This window comes from Streptomyces sp. NPDC059832 (assembly GCF_042731715.1).
Taxonomy (GTDB): Bacteria; Actinomycetota; Actinomycetes; order Streptomycetales; family Streptomycetaceae; genus Streptomyces.
The window spans coordinates 385455-403463 of record NZ_JBHWIY010000004.1; the positions used below are offsets into that span (position 1 = coordinate 385455).

The 18009-nt window shown below is 72.9% G+C and carries 9 protein-coding genes and 1 tRNA gene; all 10 read left to right on the forward strand.

The genetic code is table 11. From position 1 onward, the window contains the following. Positions 1 to 397 precede the first annotated feature (397 nt). The 10 genes from ACFV8T_RS09600 (at position 398) to ACFV8T_RS09645 (ending at position 18009) form a co-directional block, all read left to right on the forward strand. Positions 398 to 595 carry a hypothetical protein gene (locus ACFV8T_RS09600; RefSeq protein WP_385326062.1) on the forward strand — a complete coding sequence of 66 codons (198 nt, stop codon included), beginning with the start codon at positions 398 to 400 and terminating at the stop codon, positions 593 to 595. A gap of 352 nt (positions 596 to 947) precedes the next feature. Beyond that, the gene (gene topA / locus ACFV8T_RS09605) at positions 948 to 3809 is read left to right on the forward strand and encodes a type I DNA topoisomerase (protein ID WP_385326064.1); all 2862 of its coding nucleotides are present in this window, start codon (positions 948 to 950) and stop codon (positions 3807 to 3809) included. 348 nt (positions 3810 to 4157) lie between these two features. Then, positions 4158 to 7304: a dTMP kinase gene (tmk, locus tag ACFV8T_RS09610; protein ID WP_385326065.1), complete on the forward strand. Its 3147-nt coding sequence runs from the start codon at positions 4158 to 4160 to the stop codon at positions 7302 to 7304. A gap of 194 nt (positions 7305 to 7498) precedes the next feature. Then, entirely contained in the window at positions 7499 to 8704 is a 1206-nt protein-coding gene (locus ACFV8T_RS09615) for a DNA polymerase III subunit delta' (RefSeq protein WP_266417535.1), read from the forward strand. Between the two features lie 137 nt (positions 8705 to 8841). Next, positions 8842 to 10386, forward strand: a complete 1545-nt coding sequence (locus ACFV8T_RS09620; protein ID WP_385326067.1) for an alpha/beta hydrolase — start codon at positions 8842 to 8844, stop codon at positions 10384 to 10386. 118 nt (positions 10387 to 10504) lie between these two features. After that, a tRNA-Thr gene (locus ACFV8T_RS09625) sits at positions 10505 to 10581 on the forward strand. Positions 10582 to 10955: 374 nt separating this feature from the next. Continuing rightward, entirely contained in the window at positions 10956 to 11942 is a 987-nt protein-coding gene (locus ACFV8T_RS09630; RefSeq protein WP_385326069.1) for a hypothetical protein, read from the forward strand. A gap of 57 nt (positions 11943 to 11999) precedes the next feature. Then, positions 12000 to 13847, forward strand: a complete 1848-nt coding sequence (locus ACFV8T_RS09635) for an HSP90 family protein (RefSeq protein ID WP_385326071.1) — start codon at positions 12000 to 12002, stop codon at positions 13845 to 13847. A gap of 2 nt (positions 13848 to 13849) precedes the next feature. Next, positions 13850 to 16789, forward strand: a complete 2940-nt coding sequence (locus ACFV8T_RS09640) for a hypothetical protein (protein ID WP_385326072.1) — start codon at positions 13850 to 13852, stop codon at positions 16787 to 16789. A gap of 281 nt (positions 16790 to 17070) precedes the next feature. Then, entirely contained in the window at positions 17071 to 18009 is a 939-nt protein-coding gene (locus tag ACFV8T_RS09645; protein WP_385326074.1) for a hypothetical protein, read from the forward strand.

Here is an 18009-nt window from a genome sequence, read left to right on the forward strand (position 1 = left end):
CCCCGCTCCGCCCACTGCGTCCCGCTGCCGCCCACTGCGTCCCGTCGCCGTCCCGCCGAGTCGCGCCCCCGCCCGCCTCGTCCCGGCCCGGTTGGTCCGGTGGCGGGGCCGGGCTTCCCGGGCTCCGTTCCTGTTCGGGCGCTCACCGCCGTACGTGAGGAAGGGCCTCGCCATCAGCGGCTTCGGGCTTGCCGCCGCCGGTGCGTCACGGCGTCCGCGGATTCCGGATGGTGCTCGGGCGCGGATTCCGGATGGTGCTCCCGCGTCCGCGGGGCGGAAGCGGGTGATTCCGGCCATTCACCCGGGGTTCGCATCGTCGACGCCCTGGGGTGGCAGCCTCCTTTTGACCGGAGGGGGCGCACGCCCCGGCCGGGCGGCGACAGGGAGGCGTACGGGCATGGAGAGCGGACCTGCGGTCTTCGCCGGAGCGGCCTTCGCGCTGTTCGGCGCCGCGCTGCTGCTGTGGACGGGGGCGCGTGTGCTGCACCGCGCGCCGGTGGCGCACGGTGTGAGCCCCGTCGCCTCCGCCACTCTCGCCACTGTGTTCGGCGTACTTTTTCTCGTCCTCGGTGTGTGGTGCTTCACCCGTATCTGATCCACTTCCCACCGGTCCGGTCCACTCCTCACCGGCCCCGGCCGGGAACCCGCAGGGCACGGCGGGCAGTGGCGGGGAACACGCCCGGACCGTACGCGCCCCGCCGCCGACGCCCGCAGTGCCGCAACAGCACCCGGAAAACCCGCAGGCAGCGACCGCGCACAGGGCGGACCGGACGGTCCGGGCGGCAGGAATGGCGGAAGTCGGGTTACCGTTCGAGTGGCCGTTGCGGGCTTTTGCCGTTTGACACGGGGGCGGGTTGTACCGTCACACTCCGCAGCGACAGCACCGTCGGCAGCGTCATCGCGCTGCCCGGATGCCCACCGAGCGTCGACCGGAGAGAAGAGCGAAGTTGTCCCCGACCAGCGAGACCGCACAGGGCGGCCGCCGACTCGTCATCGTCGAGTCGCCTGCCAAGGCGAAGACGATCAAGGGCTACCTCGGCCCCGGATACGTCGTCGAGGCGAGCGTCGGGCACATCCGCGACCTGCCGAACGGCGCCGCAGAGGTTCCGGACGAGTACACCGGCGAGGTCCGTCGGCTCGGCGTCGACGTCGAGCATGACTTCCAGCCCGTCTATGTCGTCAACGCGGACAAGAAGGCGCAGGTCAGGAAGCTCAAGCAGCTGCTGGCCGAGTCCGACGAACTCTTCCTCGCCACCGATGAGGACCGCGAGGGCGAAGCCATCGCGTGGCACCTGCAGGAAGTCCTGAAGCCCAAGGTCCCGGTCCACCGGATGGTGTTCCACGAGATCACCAAGGACGCGATCCGGGCCGCCGTCGCCAACCCGCGCGAGCTCAACCAGCGCATGGTCGACGCCCAGGAGACCCGCCGCATCCTCGACCGCCTCTACGGCTACGAGGTCTCGCCGGTCCTGTGGAAGAAGGTCATGCCGCGCCTGTCGGCCGGCCGTGTCCAGTCCGTGGCGACCCGTCTCGTCGTCGAGCGGGAGCGCGAGCGCATCGCCTTCCGCTCCGCCGAGTACTGGGACCTCACCGGCACCTTCGCCACCGGCCGTCCCGGTGACGCCTCCGACCCGTCGACCCTCGCCGCCCGGCTGAGCGCGGTCGACGGCCGCCGCATCGCCCAGGGCCGCGACTTCGGTCCGGACGGGCAGCTGAAGTCCGGCTCCGGCCAGGTGCTGCACCTGGACGAGACGAACGCCCGCGCCCTGGCCGCCGCGCTCGCCGACGCCACGTTCGCCGTACGGTCCGTCGAGTCGAAGCCGTACCGCCGCTCCCCGTACGCCCCGTTCCGTACGACGACCCTCCAGCAGGAGGCGAGCCGGAAGCTGGGCTTCGGGGCCAAGGCCACCATGCAGGTCGCGCAGAAGCTGTACGAGAACGGCTTCATCACCTATATGCGTACCGACTCCACGACCCTCTCGGACACCGCGGTCGCCGCGGCCCGTGCGCAGGTCACCCAGCTCTACGGCGCCGACTACCTGCCGGACAAGCCGCGCACGTACGCCGGGAAGGTCAAGAACGCGCAGGAGGCGCACGAGGCGATCCGCCCCTCCGGCGACCGCTTCCGCACCCCCGCCGAGACCGGCCTGAGCGGCGACCAGTTCCGGCTCTACGAGCTGATCTGGAAGCGGACCGTCGCCTCCCAGATGAAGGACGCGGTCGGCAACTCCGTCACCGTCAAGATCGGTGGCCGGGCGAGCGACGGCCGGGACGCCGAGTTCTCCGCGTCCGGCAAGACCATCACCTTCCACGGCTTCATGAAGGCGTACGTCGAGGGCGCCGACGACCCGAACGCCGAGCTCGACGACCGCGAGCGGCGCCTCCCGCAGGTCGCCGAGGGCGACGCGCTGTCCGCCGAGGAGATCTCGGTCGACGGCCACGCCACCAAGCCGCCGGCCCGCTACACCGAGGCCTCGCTGGTCAAGGAGCTCGAAGAGCGCGAGATCGGCCGCCCGTCGACGTACGCGTCGATCATCGGCACGATCCTGGACCGCGGCTACGTCTTCAAGAAGGGCACGGCGCTCGTCCCGTCGTTCCTCTCCTTCGCCGTGGTCAACCTGCTGGAGAAGCACTTCGGCCGGCTCGTCGACTACGACTTCACCGCGAAGATGGAGGACGACCTCGACCGCATCGCGCGCGGTGAGGCCCAGTCCGTGCCGTGGCTGAAGCGCTTCTACTTCGGTGCGGGCGCCGGCGACACGGCCGGCGCGGGGGCGGCCTCCGACGCGGGCAACGGCGACGGCGACCACCTCGGCGGTCTGAAGGAACTCGTCACCGACCTCGGTGCGATCGACGCGCGGGAGATCTCCTCCTTCCCCGTCGGCAACGACATCAAGCTCCGGGTCGGCCGCTACGGCCCGTACATCGAGCGCGGTGAGAAGGACGCCGAGGGCCACCAGCGCGCGGACGTGCCGGAGGACCTGGCGCCCGACGAGCTGTCCGTGGAGTACGCGGAGGAGCTGCTCGCCAAGCCGAGCGGCGACTTCGAGCTCGGCGCGGACCCGATCACCGGCCACCAGATCATCGCCAAGGACGGGCGCTACGGCCCGTACGTCACCGAGGTGCTGCCCGAGGGCACCCCGAAGACCGGCAAGAACGCGGTGAAGCCGCGGACCGCCTCGCTCTTCAAGTCCATGGCCCTGGACACGGTGACGCTGGCCGACGCGCTCAAGCTGATGTCGCTGCCGCGCGTCGTCGGTGAGGACGCCGAGGGCGTCGAGATCACCGCGCAGAACGGCCGCTACGGCCCGTACCTGAAGAAGGGCACGGACTCGCGTTCGCTCACCTCCGAGGACCAGCTGTTCGACATCACGCTCGAAGAGGCCCTCGCGATCTACGCCCAGCCCAAGCAGCGCGGCCGGGCGGCTGCCAAGCCGCCGCTGAAGGAGCTGGGCACGGACCCGGTGAGCGGGGCTCCGGTCGTGGTCAAGGACGGTCGCTTCGGCGCGTACGTCACCGACGGCGAGACGAACGCGACGCTGCGCACCGGCGACAGCGTCGAGGACATCACGCCGGAGCGCGGCTACGAGCTGCTCGCCGAGAAGCGCGCCAAGGGGCCCGCCAAGAAGAAGACGGCGAAGAAGGCCCCGGCCAAGAAGAGCGCGGCGACCACGAAGAAGACCGCTGCCAAGAAGACGACGGCGGCGACGGCCAAGAAGACCGCGGCGAAGAAGACGACGGCCGCGAAGAAGACTGCCGCCAAGAAGACTGCCGCGAAGAAGACGGCTGCGGCGTCCGTGGAGGACTGAGCGGTACGCGTCGAGCACGCCGGAGGGGGCTGGCTGTTCCAGCCCCCTCCGGCGTTTGCGTGGCCCGGCGGGCCGGGGCGTGCGGGGGAGGGCCGAGGAGTGCCGGGAAGGTGGACCGGTGCGGCGGTGGGCGCCTGCGGCGGGCCTGTTCCCCCACCCGCCCCTTCCCCCGTGACCGGGCTCCGCCCCGGACCCCGCTCCTCAAGCGCCGGAGGGTCCGGCTGTTCCGCCGGAGGGGCTGGAAATGCCGGGGACGCCGGGTGGGGCCGGAAGGGCCGGAACGGCTCCGGCGCCCATATGTTCGGACGGGGCCTCCGGGGACCCCATCGCTCCGGATAGGCTGGGCGGATGACGCGAGCCGAGCAGCCAACGGTCGTGAGCCCCACCTCCGACACACTTGCCGCAGACTCACGCGAGCGCGCCGTACGAGCCCTGTTGCGTGTTCCCCCGCTGAAGCGGTTGTGGAGCGCGCAGCTCGTCGGCAGTACCGGCGATGCACTCGCCCTTCTCGTGCTGGTGCTGATGTCGCTGCAAGCGGCGGTCCTCGAGGGCTCATTCGGAGCCGGGTACCGAGGGGCGGCCTTTGCCGTCGCCGCGGTGTTCGGTGCCCGGATCCTTGCCACCCTGCTCTTCGGAGCCGTACTCCTCGGGCCGCTGACGACGCTCACCGCGCCCGGCGGACCGCTGGACCGGCGGTGGCTGATGATCGGGACGGACGGGCTGCGGCTCGCGCTGCTGGTCGTCGCACCGCTGTGGATCGACTGGATGCCCGACAAGGCACTCATGATGATCCTCATCACCGTCTTCGTCGTCGGCGCGGCCGAACGCCTGTGGACGGTCGCCAAGGACGGCGCCGCCCCCGCGCTGCTGCCCGCCCCGCCCCCCGAGGGCGCCGCGGTACGCCCGCTGCCCGACCACCTCGACGCACTGCGCCGGCTCTCCCTCCGTACCGACTTCGCCGCGATCCCGGCCGCGGCGGTCGTCCTGCTGATCGCCACCCTCGTCGGCAACGTGCTGGGCTCGGGCCTGGAGTGGTTCTCGATCCACCAGGCGGCCCTCGGCTCGTACGTCGCGGCCGGACTCTTCTCGGCGTCGATCTCCACCCTGTACTTCCTGGAACTGCCCGGTACGCAGACCCCCCGCCCGCGCTCGCCGCTGGAGGGTCTGCGGCGGCCGTCGACCGGCAGCGGACCCGACCGGGGCCGCACCGGGGCCGTCCCGCTGATCGTCGGCGCATCGGCCGCGGTCGCCGGGGCCATCGCCGCAGCCGCCGCGGCCTCGGTGCTGCACGCCGCCGACCTGGGCGGCGGACCCGCCACGTTCGCGCTGCTGATCCTCGCCCTGACCGGTGGCACGGGCGTCGGCATCCGGACCGCGGAGAAGGTGCTGCCCACCCTGTCGCGGCGCCGGCTGCTCGCCCTGGCCACCGCCGTCACCGGCATCGCGCTGCTCGCCATGGGTCTCGTGCCGGACACGGCGACCGTGCTGATGATCGCGGTGCTCGCCGGATACGCCGCGGGCGTCGCCGCCCACACCGGTCATGTCCTGGTCGACCAGGAGACCGAGGAGTTCCGCCGGGCCAGGACCACCGAGCACCTCCAGGCCGTCGTACGGGTCCTCATCGCGCTCGGCGCGCTCGCCGGCCCGCTGCTGGCCGCCGCGATCGGCGCCCACCGGCTGGTCTCGGGCGACTTCGTCTTCGCGCACGGTGGAGCGGCCTTCGCCCTGATGCTGATCGGCGCGCTGCTGCTGCCGGTCGCCGTGATCGTCCTCGCCAAGACGGACGACCGCTCCGGAGTGCCGCTGCGCCGAGATCTGCGGGAGGCGCTGCGCGGCGGCGACCCGGCCGTCGCCCCCGCCGCGACCGGTTTCTTCATCGCCCTGGAGGGTGGCGACGGCGCGGGCAAGTCCACCCAGGTCGAGGCGCTCGCCGAGTGGATCCGCGCCAAGGGCCACGAGGTCGTCGTCACCCGCGAGCCGGGCGCGACGCCGGTCGGCAAGCGGCTGCGCTCGATCCTGCTCGACGTCTCGTCGGCCGGCCTGTCCAACCGGGCCGAGGCGCTGCTGTACGCCGCCGACCGCGCCGAGCACGTCGACTCGGTCGTCCGCCCGGCGCTGGAGCGCGGTGCGATCGTCATCTCCGACCGCTACATCGACTCGTCCGTCGCCTACCAGGGCGCGGGCCGCGACCTCTCCCCGACCGAGATCGCCCGGATCTCGCGCTGGGCGACGAGCGGGCTCGTACCGCATCTGACGGTGTTGCTGGACGTCGATCCGCAGACCGCGCGGGAACGGTTCACCGAGGCCCCCGACCGGCTGGAGTCCGAGCCGCCGGAGTTCCACGCCCGGGTGCGGTCCGGCTTCCTGACGCTGGCCGCGGCCGACCCGACCCGCTACCTGGTCGTGGACGCGGGCCAGGACCCGGAGTCGATCACCACGGTCGTACGTCACCGGCTCGACCAGCTCCTTCCGCTCTCCGAGGCCGAGATCAAGGCCCAGGAGGAGGCGCGCAAGGCCGCCGAGGAGGAGGCCAGGCGCAAGGCCGAGGAAGAGGCGGCCCGCAAGGCCGAGGAGGAGCGGCTGGAGCGTGAGCGGCAGGAACAGCTCGCCAAGCTCCGTGCCGAGGAGGAGGAGCGCAAGGCCCGCGAGCTGGAGGAAGCACGCCGGCGCGAGGCCGAACGCCAGGCGGAGGAGGCCCGCAGGCGGGCCGAGGAAGCCCGCCGGGTGGCCGAGGAGGAGCGGGTCCGGCGCGAGGCCGAGGAAGCGGCCCGTGAGGCCGAGCAGGCCAGGCTGCGCAGGCAGGCCGAGGAGGAGGCGCGGCTGCGCAGGGAGGCCGAGGCCCTGCGGCTGGAGAAGCAGCGCAAGGCCGAAGAGGCGCTGCTGCGGGCCGAGGAGGCCCGCAGGCGGGCGGAGGCCGAGGCCGCCGCCGCGGCGGAGAAGGCCCGTGCGGAGGCCGCCGCCGCCGCGTCCGTACCGGAGAACGAGATCACGGTGCCGACGCCGATCGTCGATCCGAACGACGTGACGCAGCAGGTGCCCGCGCCGGACAGTTCGCCCACGTCCTGCGACGAGGCCGAGACGGCGATGATCCCCAAGATCCAGGACCGGTCGGAACGGCCCGGTGCGGCGGACGAGACGGCGGTTCTTCCGCCGGTGCGGGACGCCCGGGGTGTCCGGGACGTTCGTGCGACGAATCCGGCGGACCGGATTCCGCGTGGCATCTTCCGCGACGAGCGCCCGTCGGGCTCCGTGCCGGAGAGCGAGAACGAGCGCACCCGTGAGCTTCCGCAGATCGACGATCCGCACGCGGGTGCCTCGCGGCCGGTCCAGGAGCGTCAGGAGCGCCCCGCCCGCCGTCCTCGTCCCGACTGGGCCGAGGAGACCCCGCTGGACGATCTGCCGACGCTGGCGGACGAGCTGCTGGGCGATCACCGCGACCAGCACGACGACGGGGACTCGGGCCGCTCGGGCCGGGGACGTCGCCCGCGTCGCTGATCCGTGACGGCTGCCGGGCCGGGACCGCCCGCCCGGCAGCCGCCGGACCGCCTTGTTGCCGGGATTGTCAGACCCGTCCCCCACAATGGGTGTCGGATCGGGGAAGCCGGATCGACAAGCAGCGACATCAGAGCTGCGCGGCGGCACCGCACGAGGGCCGCGCAGCGCGCACACCACCGGAAGGGCGGTGACCCATGACCGTATGGGACGACCTGGTCGGCCAGGACCGGGTGCAGGAGCAGCTCGGCGCCGCCGCCCGGGACGCCGATGCGCTGGTCACCGCCCACTCCGCGGGAGAGTCGGTCCCGCCGGGGTCGAAGATGACCCACGCCTGGCTGTTCACGGGACCGCCGGGCTCCGGCCGCTCCACCGCCGCCCGTGCCTTCGCCGCCGCCCTCCAGTGCACCAGCCCCGACCGCGCCCTGGGTGGCGCACCCGGCTGCGGCTTCTGCGACGGCTGCCACACCAGCCTCATCGGCACACACGCCGACGTGGAAGTGGTCCGGACCGATCTGCTCTCCATCGGTGTGAAGGAGACCCGCGAGCTGGTCCGCCGCGCCCAGCTCTCCCCGGCCGTCGGCCGCTGGCAGGTCATCGTCCTGGAGGACGCCGACCGGCTCACCGAAGGCGCGGGGAACGTACTGCTGAAGGCGGTCGAGGAGCCCGCGCCCCGGACGGTGTGGCTGCTCTGCGCGCCCTCCCTCGAAGACGTGCTGCCCACCATCCGCTCCCGGTGCCGCCACCTCACGCTGCGCACGCCCCCGGTCGACGCGGTCGCCGACGTCCTGATCAGGCGGGACGGCATCGACCCGGAGCGGGCCGCGTCCGCCGCCCGAGCCACTCAGGGCCACATCGGCAGGGCCCGCCGCCTCGCGACCGACGAGCGGGCCCGCTCGCGCCGCGCCGCCGTGCTCAAACTCCCGTTGCGGGTCGAGGACATCGGGGGCTGCCTCAAGGCCGCCCAGGAGCTGATCGACACCGCCACCGATGACGCCAAGCAGGTCTCCGAGGAGGTCGACGTCAAGGAGACGGAAGAGATGAAGGCCGCACTCGGCGCCGCCGCCGGGGGACGGCTGCCGCGCGGTACCGCAGGGGTGATGAAGGAGTTGGAGGACAGGCAGAAGCGCCGCAAGACGCGTACGCAGCGCGACAGCCTCGATCTCGCGCTCACCGACCTGACCGGCTTCTACCGTGACGTACTGGCCATCCAGCTGGGCTCGCGGATCGCCATCGCCAACGGGGACGTCCAGGACGCCCTCGACCGCATCGCCCGCTCCTCCACGCCCGAGCGCACCCTGCGCCGGATAGAGGCGGTGACCGCCTGCCGCCGGGCGCTGGACCGCAATGTCGCGCCGCTGCTCGCGGTGGAGGCGATGACGATGGCGCTGCGAGCGGGCTGACACCACCCGTTTCCGGCCGGCCACCCGCACCCGCTTATCCGCCCCCGGCCCGTTCACGATCGCTCATTCACGATCGCTCATTCACCCGTACGAGGAGCGAATCGGGCGAACCGTCACCAGGCCACTACGCTCCGGGGATGGACACCAGGCGCTCGCTCCGCATTCTCGCCACCGCGCTCGGCACGGCCGGCCTTCTCATCTCCGGCTGCACCAGCGGCAGTTCGACGAGCAGCTCGCCGTCCGCATCATCCGCTTCGCCCGCGCCGTCCGTCCCCGCCGAGCTCACGTCGTACTACGCGCAGCAACTGAAGTGGCGGGACTGCGGCGTCGAGGGGTTCCAGTGCACAACGATGAAGGCACCACTGGACTACAAGAAACCGGACAGCGGCGAAATCGAACTGGCCGTCTCCCGCAAGAAGGCCACCGGACCCGGCAAGCGGATCGGCTCCCTCCTGGTGAACCCGGGCGGCCCCGGCGGCTCGGCCATCGAGTTCCTCCAGGGCTACGCGGCCGTCGGCTACCCGGCCCAGGTCCGGGCCCGCTACGACATGGTCGCCGTCGACCCGCGCGGGGTGGCCCGCAGCGAGCCCGTCGTATGCCTCACCGGTCCGCAGATGGACTCCTACACCCAGGTCGACCAGACCCCGGACGACGCCGGCGAGGTCACCGGGCTGAGCGGCGCGTTCAAGCAGTTCGCGGGCGGCTGCGAGAAGCGCTCCGGCGAGATCCTGCCCCATGTCTCCACCGTCGAGACCGCCCGGGACATGGACATCCTGCGATCCCTGCTCGGCGACGAGAAGCTGCACTACGTCGGGGCGTCGTACGGCACCTACCTCGGTGCGACGTACGCCGGACTCTTCCCCGCCCGGGTCGGCCGGCTGGTCCTCGACGGCGCGATGGACCCGTCGCTCGACGCCGTCGACCTGAACCGCGAGCAGACCGCGGGCTTCGAGACCGCGTTCCAGGCCTTCGCCGCCGACTGCGTGAAGAAGAAGGACTGCCCGCTCGGCACCACTTCGACCGCCGATGCCGCCACCCGGCTGAAGCGGCTCTTCGCCGACCTCGACGCCCGGCCGATCGCCACCGGTGACTCCCGCAGGCTCACCGAGTCCCTGGGCACCACGGGGGTCATCGCCGCCATGTACGACGAGTCGGCCTGGCCGCAGCTCCGCGAGGCCCTCGCCGCCGCCCAGAAGGGCGACGGCTCCGGCCTGCTCGCCCTGTCGGACAGCTACTACGAACGCCGGCCGAACGGCACGTACGCCAATCTCATGTTCGCCAACGCCGCCGTGAACTGCCTGGACCAGCCGCCCGCCTTCGCCGACGCCAAGGCCGTCACCCGGGCCGTCCCCGCCTTCGAGAAGGCGTCCCCGGTCTTCGGCAGGGCCTTTGCCTGGACCGCCCTGAACTGCGCCTACTGGCCGGTCCCGGCCACCGGTACCCCCCACCGCATCGAGGCGAAGGGCGCGGACCCGATCGTCGTGGTCGGCACGACCCGCGACCCGGCCACCCCGTACAAGTGGGCCCGGTCCCTGGCCGGCCAGCTCTCCTCCGGCACCCTTCTCACCTACCGGGGCGACGGCCACACGGCGTACGGCCGCGGCAGCGACTGCATCGACACGGCGATCAACACCTACCTCCTGGAAGGCACCCCGCCGGCCAAGGGCAAGATGTGCTCCTGACCACCCCGTCTCGCCGCTGACCTGCGGAAACGGCCCGAAGTGAGGCTGGTACGGAGCACCCCTGGAAACTGTGTAGACTTGGCGACGCTGCTGATCGCACCATAGTGCGACAGGGCATGCCGCCTTAGCTCAGTTGGCCAGAGCAACGCACTCGTAATGCGTAGGTCTCGGGTTCGAATCCCGAAGGCGGCTCCAAGGAACCCCAGGACTCACTCGCCGTGACCTGGGGTTCTTTGTTGTGGTGACCTTGGGCTCCGGGGCAATCGGTCACGCGTGATCCGCGCATCGCCATGCGCAGGTCCGGAATCGATCGTCGGTCGACGTTTTCATCCGCAGGGCTGTGGTGTCGTCCGCGGCCCGCTCGTCCGCGGTCCACTCGTTCTCAGTCCACTCGTCCGCGGTCCGCTCGTCCACGGGGCCGGGCCGCCAGGGCTCGTGGCAGCTCGGGCGTGGGCGGGAATTCGGGTGGCCGGAATCGTGAAGCACCCGTGAATACCCTGTGGAAGTGATGTCGGTGGGCCCGCTTATGCTGCACCCCACGATCACCCGGGACCAGGGGAGGGCGCGGCATGTTCGGCAAGCTGTTCGGCAGGGGCGAGGAGAGACCGGCGGCGGATCCGCACGCCCTTCCCGTCCCGCGCAGGCGGAAGAACGGGATGTACACGCTGCGCGCGCTCGGGGACGCGCGGGTGCTCGCGCTGGTGGAGGCGGCCGACGCGGGCGACTGGGAGGCGGTCAAGGCGGCGCTGGTCCCCTTCGACCTCGGTCGTGACCACCAAGTCCTCGGTGAGCTGGCCACCTTGGACGGTGTGCAGGACTGGATCGGCCGCGCCGCCGAGGAGGACGAGGAGCACCGGGCGACGGCCCTGCTGATATCCGGAACGCGCCACGTCAGCTGGGGCTGGGAGGCGCGCACCGCCGAGCGTGCCGCGAACGTCACGCAGGAGCAGTGGCGGGTCTTCCACGAGCGGCTCCGGATCGCCGAGGAGCAGTTGTTGGAGGCCGCCGAGCTGCGGCCGGAATGGGTCACGCCGTGGCGCCATCTCCTCGCCTCCGGCCGTGGCATGTCGCTGGGCCCCACCGTCAACGAGACCCGGCTCGACGCCGCCCTGCGCCGAGAACCGCTGGACCTGGACACCCACATCGAATGGCTGTCGCAGTTGCAGCCCCGGTGGGGCGGCGAGCCGGGGCAGTCCCTGGCGTTCGCCCGCGACGCGTTCGTCCGCGCCCCGCAGGGGCACCGGATCGGCTGCGTGATCGCCATGGCGCACATCGAGGAGTGGGTCGAGTCGGACCGGGCGAACTGCCTCAGAACTCCCGAGATCCAGGCCGAGTTGCGCAGCGCGGCCGACCACAGCATCCTCCACCCCGCCTACGCGCGGCGGCCGGGCTGGCAGCACGACTTCAACATCTTCGCCATGGCCCTGTCGCTGGCCGACGAGCGCCACACGGTCCGGCGCGTCTTCCAGGCGCTCGACGGCGCCTACACCAGCTGGCCCTGGGCCTATTTCGCGGAGCCCGAGAAGCAGTTCGCCCGCCGGCACCGCCGCGTCTGAGCCACGCCGGTCCCGGTCCCTCCAGCCACCCGTCGCCCCTCCCACTCCGGACTGCCGATGACTCTGCCCGACACCGCAGCGACCCCGGCCGGCGCCGATCGCACCTTCCAGGTGGATCTGCGCGGCCTCGTCGATCTCCTCTCCCACCACCTCTACTCCAGCCCCCGCGTCTACCTGCGCGAACTTCTGCAGAACGCGGTGGACGCGCTGACCGCCCGGCACGGCCTCGAACCGGACGCCCCTGCCGACGCCTTCGGTATCCGCCTGTACGCCGACGGTGCGGTGGTACGCGTCGAGGACGACGGCGTCGGTCTCACCGAGGCCGACGTGCACACCTTCCTCGCCACGATCGGCCGCAGCAGCAAGCGCGCCGAAAGGATCGCCGAGCAACGCGGCGACTTCATCGGCCAGTTCGGAATCGGCCTGCTCTCCTGCTTCCTGGTCGCGGACGAGATCCACGTCCTGAGCCGCTCCGCCCGCACCCCCGACGCACCCGCCGTGGAGTGGCGGGGGCGCGGCGACGGCAGCTACGCCGTCCGCACCCTGCCCGCATCCGCCCGCCCCCGGCCCGGTACCACCGTCACGCTGACGCCGCGCGCCGACACGGGCGAGTGGACCCGGCCGGCGCGGGTGCACGCGCTGGCCCGGCACTTCGGCTCCCTGCTGCGCCACCCGGTGACCTTCGACGACGGCACGGGTGGTCCGGGCGCATCCGTCAACCCCGAGCCCGCGCCCTGGGCACGTACGTACCCCACCCCGGGAGCCCGTTCCCGTGCGCTGGCCGCGTACGGCGAGGAGGTCTTCGGGTTCACACCGCTGGACACCATCGAGCTGGACCTGCCGGCCGTGGGCCTGAAGGGCATCGCGTGCGTGCTGCCCGAGGCGGTGCCGACCGGGCGCCGCCACGGCCATCGCGTGCACGTCAAGGGCATGCTGCTGTCCGAACAGGCCGAGGAGATCCTGCCCGAGTGGGCGTTCTTCGTCCGCTGCGTCGTCGACGCCGAGAGCCTGCGCCCGACGGCGTCCCGCGAGTCCCTGTACGAGGACGACACGCTCGCCGCCGTTCGCGAGGCCCTCGCCGAGCGGCTGCGTGCGTGGATCGCCCGAGCCGCCGCCAGCGATCCGGACCTGCTCGCCCGCTTCCTCCAGGCCCACCACCTGGCCGTGAAGTCGCTGGCGGTGCACGACGACGAGATCCTGCGGATGCTGCTGCCCTGGCTGCCGTTCGAGACCACCGACGGGCACGCCACCCTCGACGAGTTCGCGCGCACCCACCGCACCGTGCTCGTGACGTCGAGCGTGGAGGAGTTCCGGCAGGTCGCGGCGATAGCCTCGGCCGCCGGGCTCGGCGTCGTCAACGGCGGCTACACATACGACCGTGAACTGGTCCACCGGCTCCCCGAGATCAGGCCCGAGGTCAGCGTCGCCGACCTCGACCCGGCGACCCTCACCGCCCATCTCGACCCCGTCGACCGGGAGACGGAACTGGCCGCCATGGCCTACCTCGCCCTGGCCCGCGACGCCCTCGCCGTCTTCGACTGCGATGTCGCGCTGCGTACCTTCCAGCCCGCCTCCGCCCCCGCCCTCCTCGTCGACAGCCGCGAGGCCCGGCACGAGCGCACCCGCTCCCAGCTCGCCCGTGAGCAGGAGGGCGGTCTGTGGGGCGACATCCTCGGCGCTCTGCACCAGGAGGCCCCGCGCGCCCAGCTGATCCTCAACCAGCTCAACCCGCTGGTCCGCGCCGCCGTCGCCATCGACGAGCCCGAGCTGGCCCGTACCAGCGCCGAAGCCCTCTACGGGCAGGCCGCGATGCTGTCCCGGCGCCCGCTCAGGCCCTCCGAGTCGAGCCTCATCAACCGCTCCTTCCTCGACCTTCTCGCCCACGCCCTCCGCAAGGACAGCTGACGATGCCGACCGCACCCCAGACCACCGACGAGCTGTACCAGGCGCTCCAGGAGAACGACCGGCGTCCCTACGGCCGCCCCCGCACCGTCACCGCCGAGGAACTCGTGGACGCGGCCGAGCAGTTCGCGGAGCCCGCTCCGCTCGTCGACGCGCTCTTCGAGCTCCACGAGGCGTACACCTACGGCTCCGAACCCCGGAAGTCGCCCGTCGTCTTCGCCCGTCTGCTCACCCTGTTCGACGAGCAGCCCGACGTCTTCGACGAGCGGCGGCGCCACACCTTGTTCTGGCGGTTCAAGTGGGTGGCCGGCGCCCTGTGCGAGCTGCCCGAGATACCGCTGGCCAGCCTGCGCCAGTGGCTGACGGAGATGCGCGACCGGTACGAGAAGGCCGGCCTGGGCCTCCAGCCGTACTACGGACGGGCGTTCCAGCTCGCCGTCCACGTCGGCGAGGACACCACCCTCGCCTACGAGCTGTGGGCGGCCCGCCCCCGGACCCGGCTCAGCGACTGCGAGGCCTGCGAGATCGGCGAGCTCGCCCTGCACCACCTCGCGGCGGGCGACGACGAGCGGGCGCTGGGCGCCTGGGAGCCCGTCCTGGCCGGGAAGGAGTCCTGCCAGGAGGAGCCGGCCCGCTCCGTCTCGCACGCGCTGCTGCCCCTGCTGCGCACCGGCCGTATCGACCGGGCCCGCGAGCTGCACCTCGCCGGCTACCGCGGCTGCCGCCGCAACCCCTCGATGTCCCGGGAGGTCGGCCGGCACCTGGAGTTCTGCGCGCTGACCGGCAACGAGGCACGTGGCCTGGAACTGCTCGCCGAGAACCGGAGCCTGTTCGACGAGGTGGATTCGCCGCTGGACCTGTCCGACTTCCTCACCGGCGTGGAGGTCCTCCTCCAGCGCGTCGACCACCTCGGCCACGGCGAACTGCCCGCCGCCGGATACGCGGGCCGCACCTGGACGGTGGCCGGACTGCGCGCCGAGGTGCGCAGTCGCGCCGACGACCTCGCCGCCCGCTTCGACGCCCGCAACGGAACCACGGCCCACACCGACCGCCGCAGGGCACGCCTCGACCGTGCCCCGCTCCTGGACGCGCTGGAACTGACCCTGCGCACCCGCGGCCTCGACGACGTGACCCCGGCCGCCCCGGTTGCCGCGCCCGCCGCCCGTGCGGCCGCCGCCGTCCCGGAGTCGCTGCCCGAACTCATCAGCCATGCCCGGGAGTTGGACGAGCAGGGGCACCCGGGCGCACAGGCCTGCTGGGCGCGGCTGCGCACGCTCGTCACCGCCCGCGACTACACCCACCCCGACGACCCGGCCGTGGGCCCGCTCGTGCGGCTGCGCGCGGATCTGCTGACCGACGAGGCGACCCGGGCGGGAGAGAAGGACGAGTTCGCCGATGCCGCCGCTCTCCACGAGGAGGCCGCGGGTCTGTACGACGACGCCGGAGTGCCGGGTGACGCGGTGATCGCCCGCGCCTGCGCCCTGTTCGCCACCGCCGAGATCCCCGCGGAGGGCGAGGGTGCCGACGGGGCCGAGGCGAAGGCCGCCGCGCTGACCGCCGCCCACGCGTCCGTGGTCCGCCTGCACGAGGAGACGTCCGGCCTCGCCCCGTACCAGGAGGCCCGCCTGTTGCGGCTGCGGGCGACCGCGCTCGGCATGCGCCTGCAGACGTCGGGGAGCGAGGAGCACGTCGCGCCGGTCTTCGCCGAGGTGGACCTGCTGCACGCGTTCGCCACCCGGCACGACCTCGTCGGGCAGATCTCCGGCGCCCTGCTGCTGCGGGCCGGCACGTACGCCCTCTCCGGCGACCTGCCCGCCGCGGTCACCGGGATCGACGGCCTCCTCGGCCGGCTGAAGGAGCACGGTCCCGCCTGGCACCTGCCCCGTACGCTCGGACTGCGCGGCCGGCTCCAGATCGGACTCCAGGACGCGCAGGCCGCGCACGCGGACCTGGCCGAGGGCCTGCGACTGGCCGCCGACTGGCCGGCCGGCGTGGTCGACGCCGCCCGTCTCCACGGTGATCTGGCCGAGGCCTGCATGCACCTCGGCCGCCCCGACGAGGCGCTGCGGCACCTGACGCGCTCGGCGGAGCTGGACCTGCGCGGCGGCAGCCGGACGGGCGCGTTCTGCACGTACAGCAACGCGGCCCAGCTCTGCCTCGACCTGGGCCGCGTCGAGGACTGCATCGCCCTGCTCGACTCCCTCCTGGCCGAACCGGACGTCGCCGCCGGAGAGCTGGACGACCGGCTCCTCGCTCAGCTGCGCCTGACCCGCGCCCGCGCGCTGCACGCGGGGGAGGACCTGAAGGCCGCCGCGACGGAGTTCGTCGCCCTCGCGGCCGAGTCGGCGGGCTGGGACGACGACCCGGGGAGCCACGCCATGATCGCCGCGGAGACGGCCGTACTCCTCGGTGAGTCCGGCGAGTTCGACCGGGCCCGCGAGGTCGTGGACCAGGCACTCGCCGCCCATGCGCGGGCCCCGCGCTACGAGCAGCTCAGCAACTGCCTGCGCGAACTCGCCCGCCTCCAGGCCCAGCAGCAGGGCTCCGACGGACTGGCCGACGCCCTCGCCCACCTCGCCGCCGCCGGCCGGATCGCCGACGAGGCCCGCGCCGCCGAGTACCGGGCCCGCGGCCGTTCCCTGGAGACCGCCCTGGCCTACGAACACGGGCGGGTCAATGCCTACGCCGGTGAGCCCGATGCCGCCCTGGCCGCCCTGGAGAAGGCCCTTGCCCTGCTCGGCGAGCCGGGACCGGAGGAGGAGCACGCCGGCGAGTGGGCCGAGTGCGTCCGTCTCGCCGGTGCCGTGGAGGGCATCTACCTGGAACGTCCCGCCCCCGCCCTCAATCGGCTCGACGCGGCGGTCTCCCGCCTGACCGCCCTGGGCCACACCGAGGAGGCCGAGCCGCTGGCCTCCCTGGCGAACCGGCTGCGCGACGGGGAGTGACGCGGCGGGCGCGGCGCCGAGGAATCTGTTCCGGCCCCGGCGGGCGACCGGCCGCCCCGACGTGCGGGCAGCTGCCCTCCGGGCCCGGGAAGGGCAGCGCCCCTGGCGCGAAGTCACCCTGACGTCAGGGGGGTTGAGCCGTCACCGGTGCCGTCCGGCCGTCTGATCGCAAAGGCCGGAACAACCGGTCGGCGTGGACCCGGGGATGCGAAGATGGTCCGGCGGGGCGGCTCCACGTCGGCTCCGCCGAGTCGGCCCACCCGGGGAGGACGGAGATCGTCGTGAACGATGCCCGACGCGAGGGGCCGGACGCCGAATCCGCGCTCCTGGAGCTCGGCCAGGCCTTCTGTCGGGCCGTGGCGGCGCTGGAGCAGGTGGACGACGGCGCGGGCGGCGCCCACGCGCTCGGTGCGCTGTTCGCCCTGGACGACGCGCTGGAGGAGAGCCGCCCGCTCGCCGGACTGCTCCCCGGACTGCTCGCCGCGGCGGCGCCCGGGGACCGGGTGGCCGGCGACGCCGAGGACCTGGTGCGACAGTTCGCCGAGCTGACCGAACGGGTCGCGGAGGAACGTGCCGCCCTGGAGAAACTGCGCGCCTCCGAAGAGGCACTGCGCAACCGGCTCGCCGAGCATGAGTCGCTGCGTCGCCAGGTCGACGAACTGCGCCACCAGGAGCAGCTGGTGCTCAACCTGGACGCTCTCCAGGAGCAGCAGGAGATCATCACGGGCCGGCTGGCCGCGCTGCGCGGCCGGGACACCGGGGTCGAGGAGGCGCTGCGTACCGGCGGCGACGATCTGGTACGCCTCTCCGAGGACCAGCTCGCCGTACTGGCCCCGCGGACGCGACAGATCCTCGAACGGGCCGCCGCCGCGCAGGGCGAACTGGCCGCCGCGGAGCGCGAGCACAGCGAGGGGGCCGCCGCACTCGCCGCGTACGAAACGCGGTGGGCGCAGATCCAGGAGGCTCACGGCGCGCAGCTCGCCTCGCTGCGGAGATACGCGGCGGCCGACCGGGATCTGGCACACGCGCTCGGTGAGCCCCAGGGCGCTCCCGGCGGCACCGCCACCCCGCAGCAGCACCTCTCGCTCGCCGACGTGGAGGCCGCGACCGTCGACATGGAGCGCCGCCTGCGCGCCGCCGACGAGGTGCTCCGCCGGGTGGTCGCCGAACGCGAAGCGCAGGACGTGCAGGGGCGGTTCCCGGTCCCCTGGTCGCGGTGA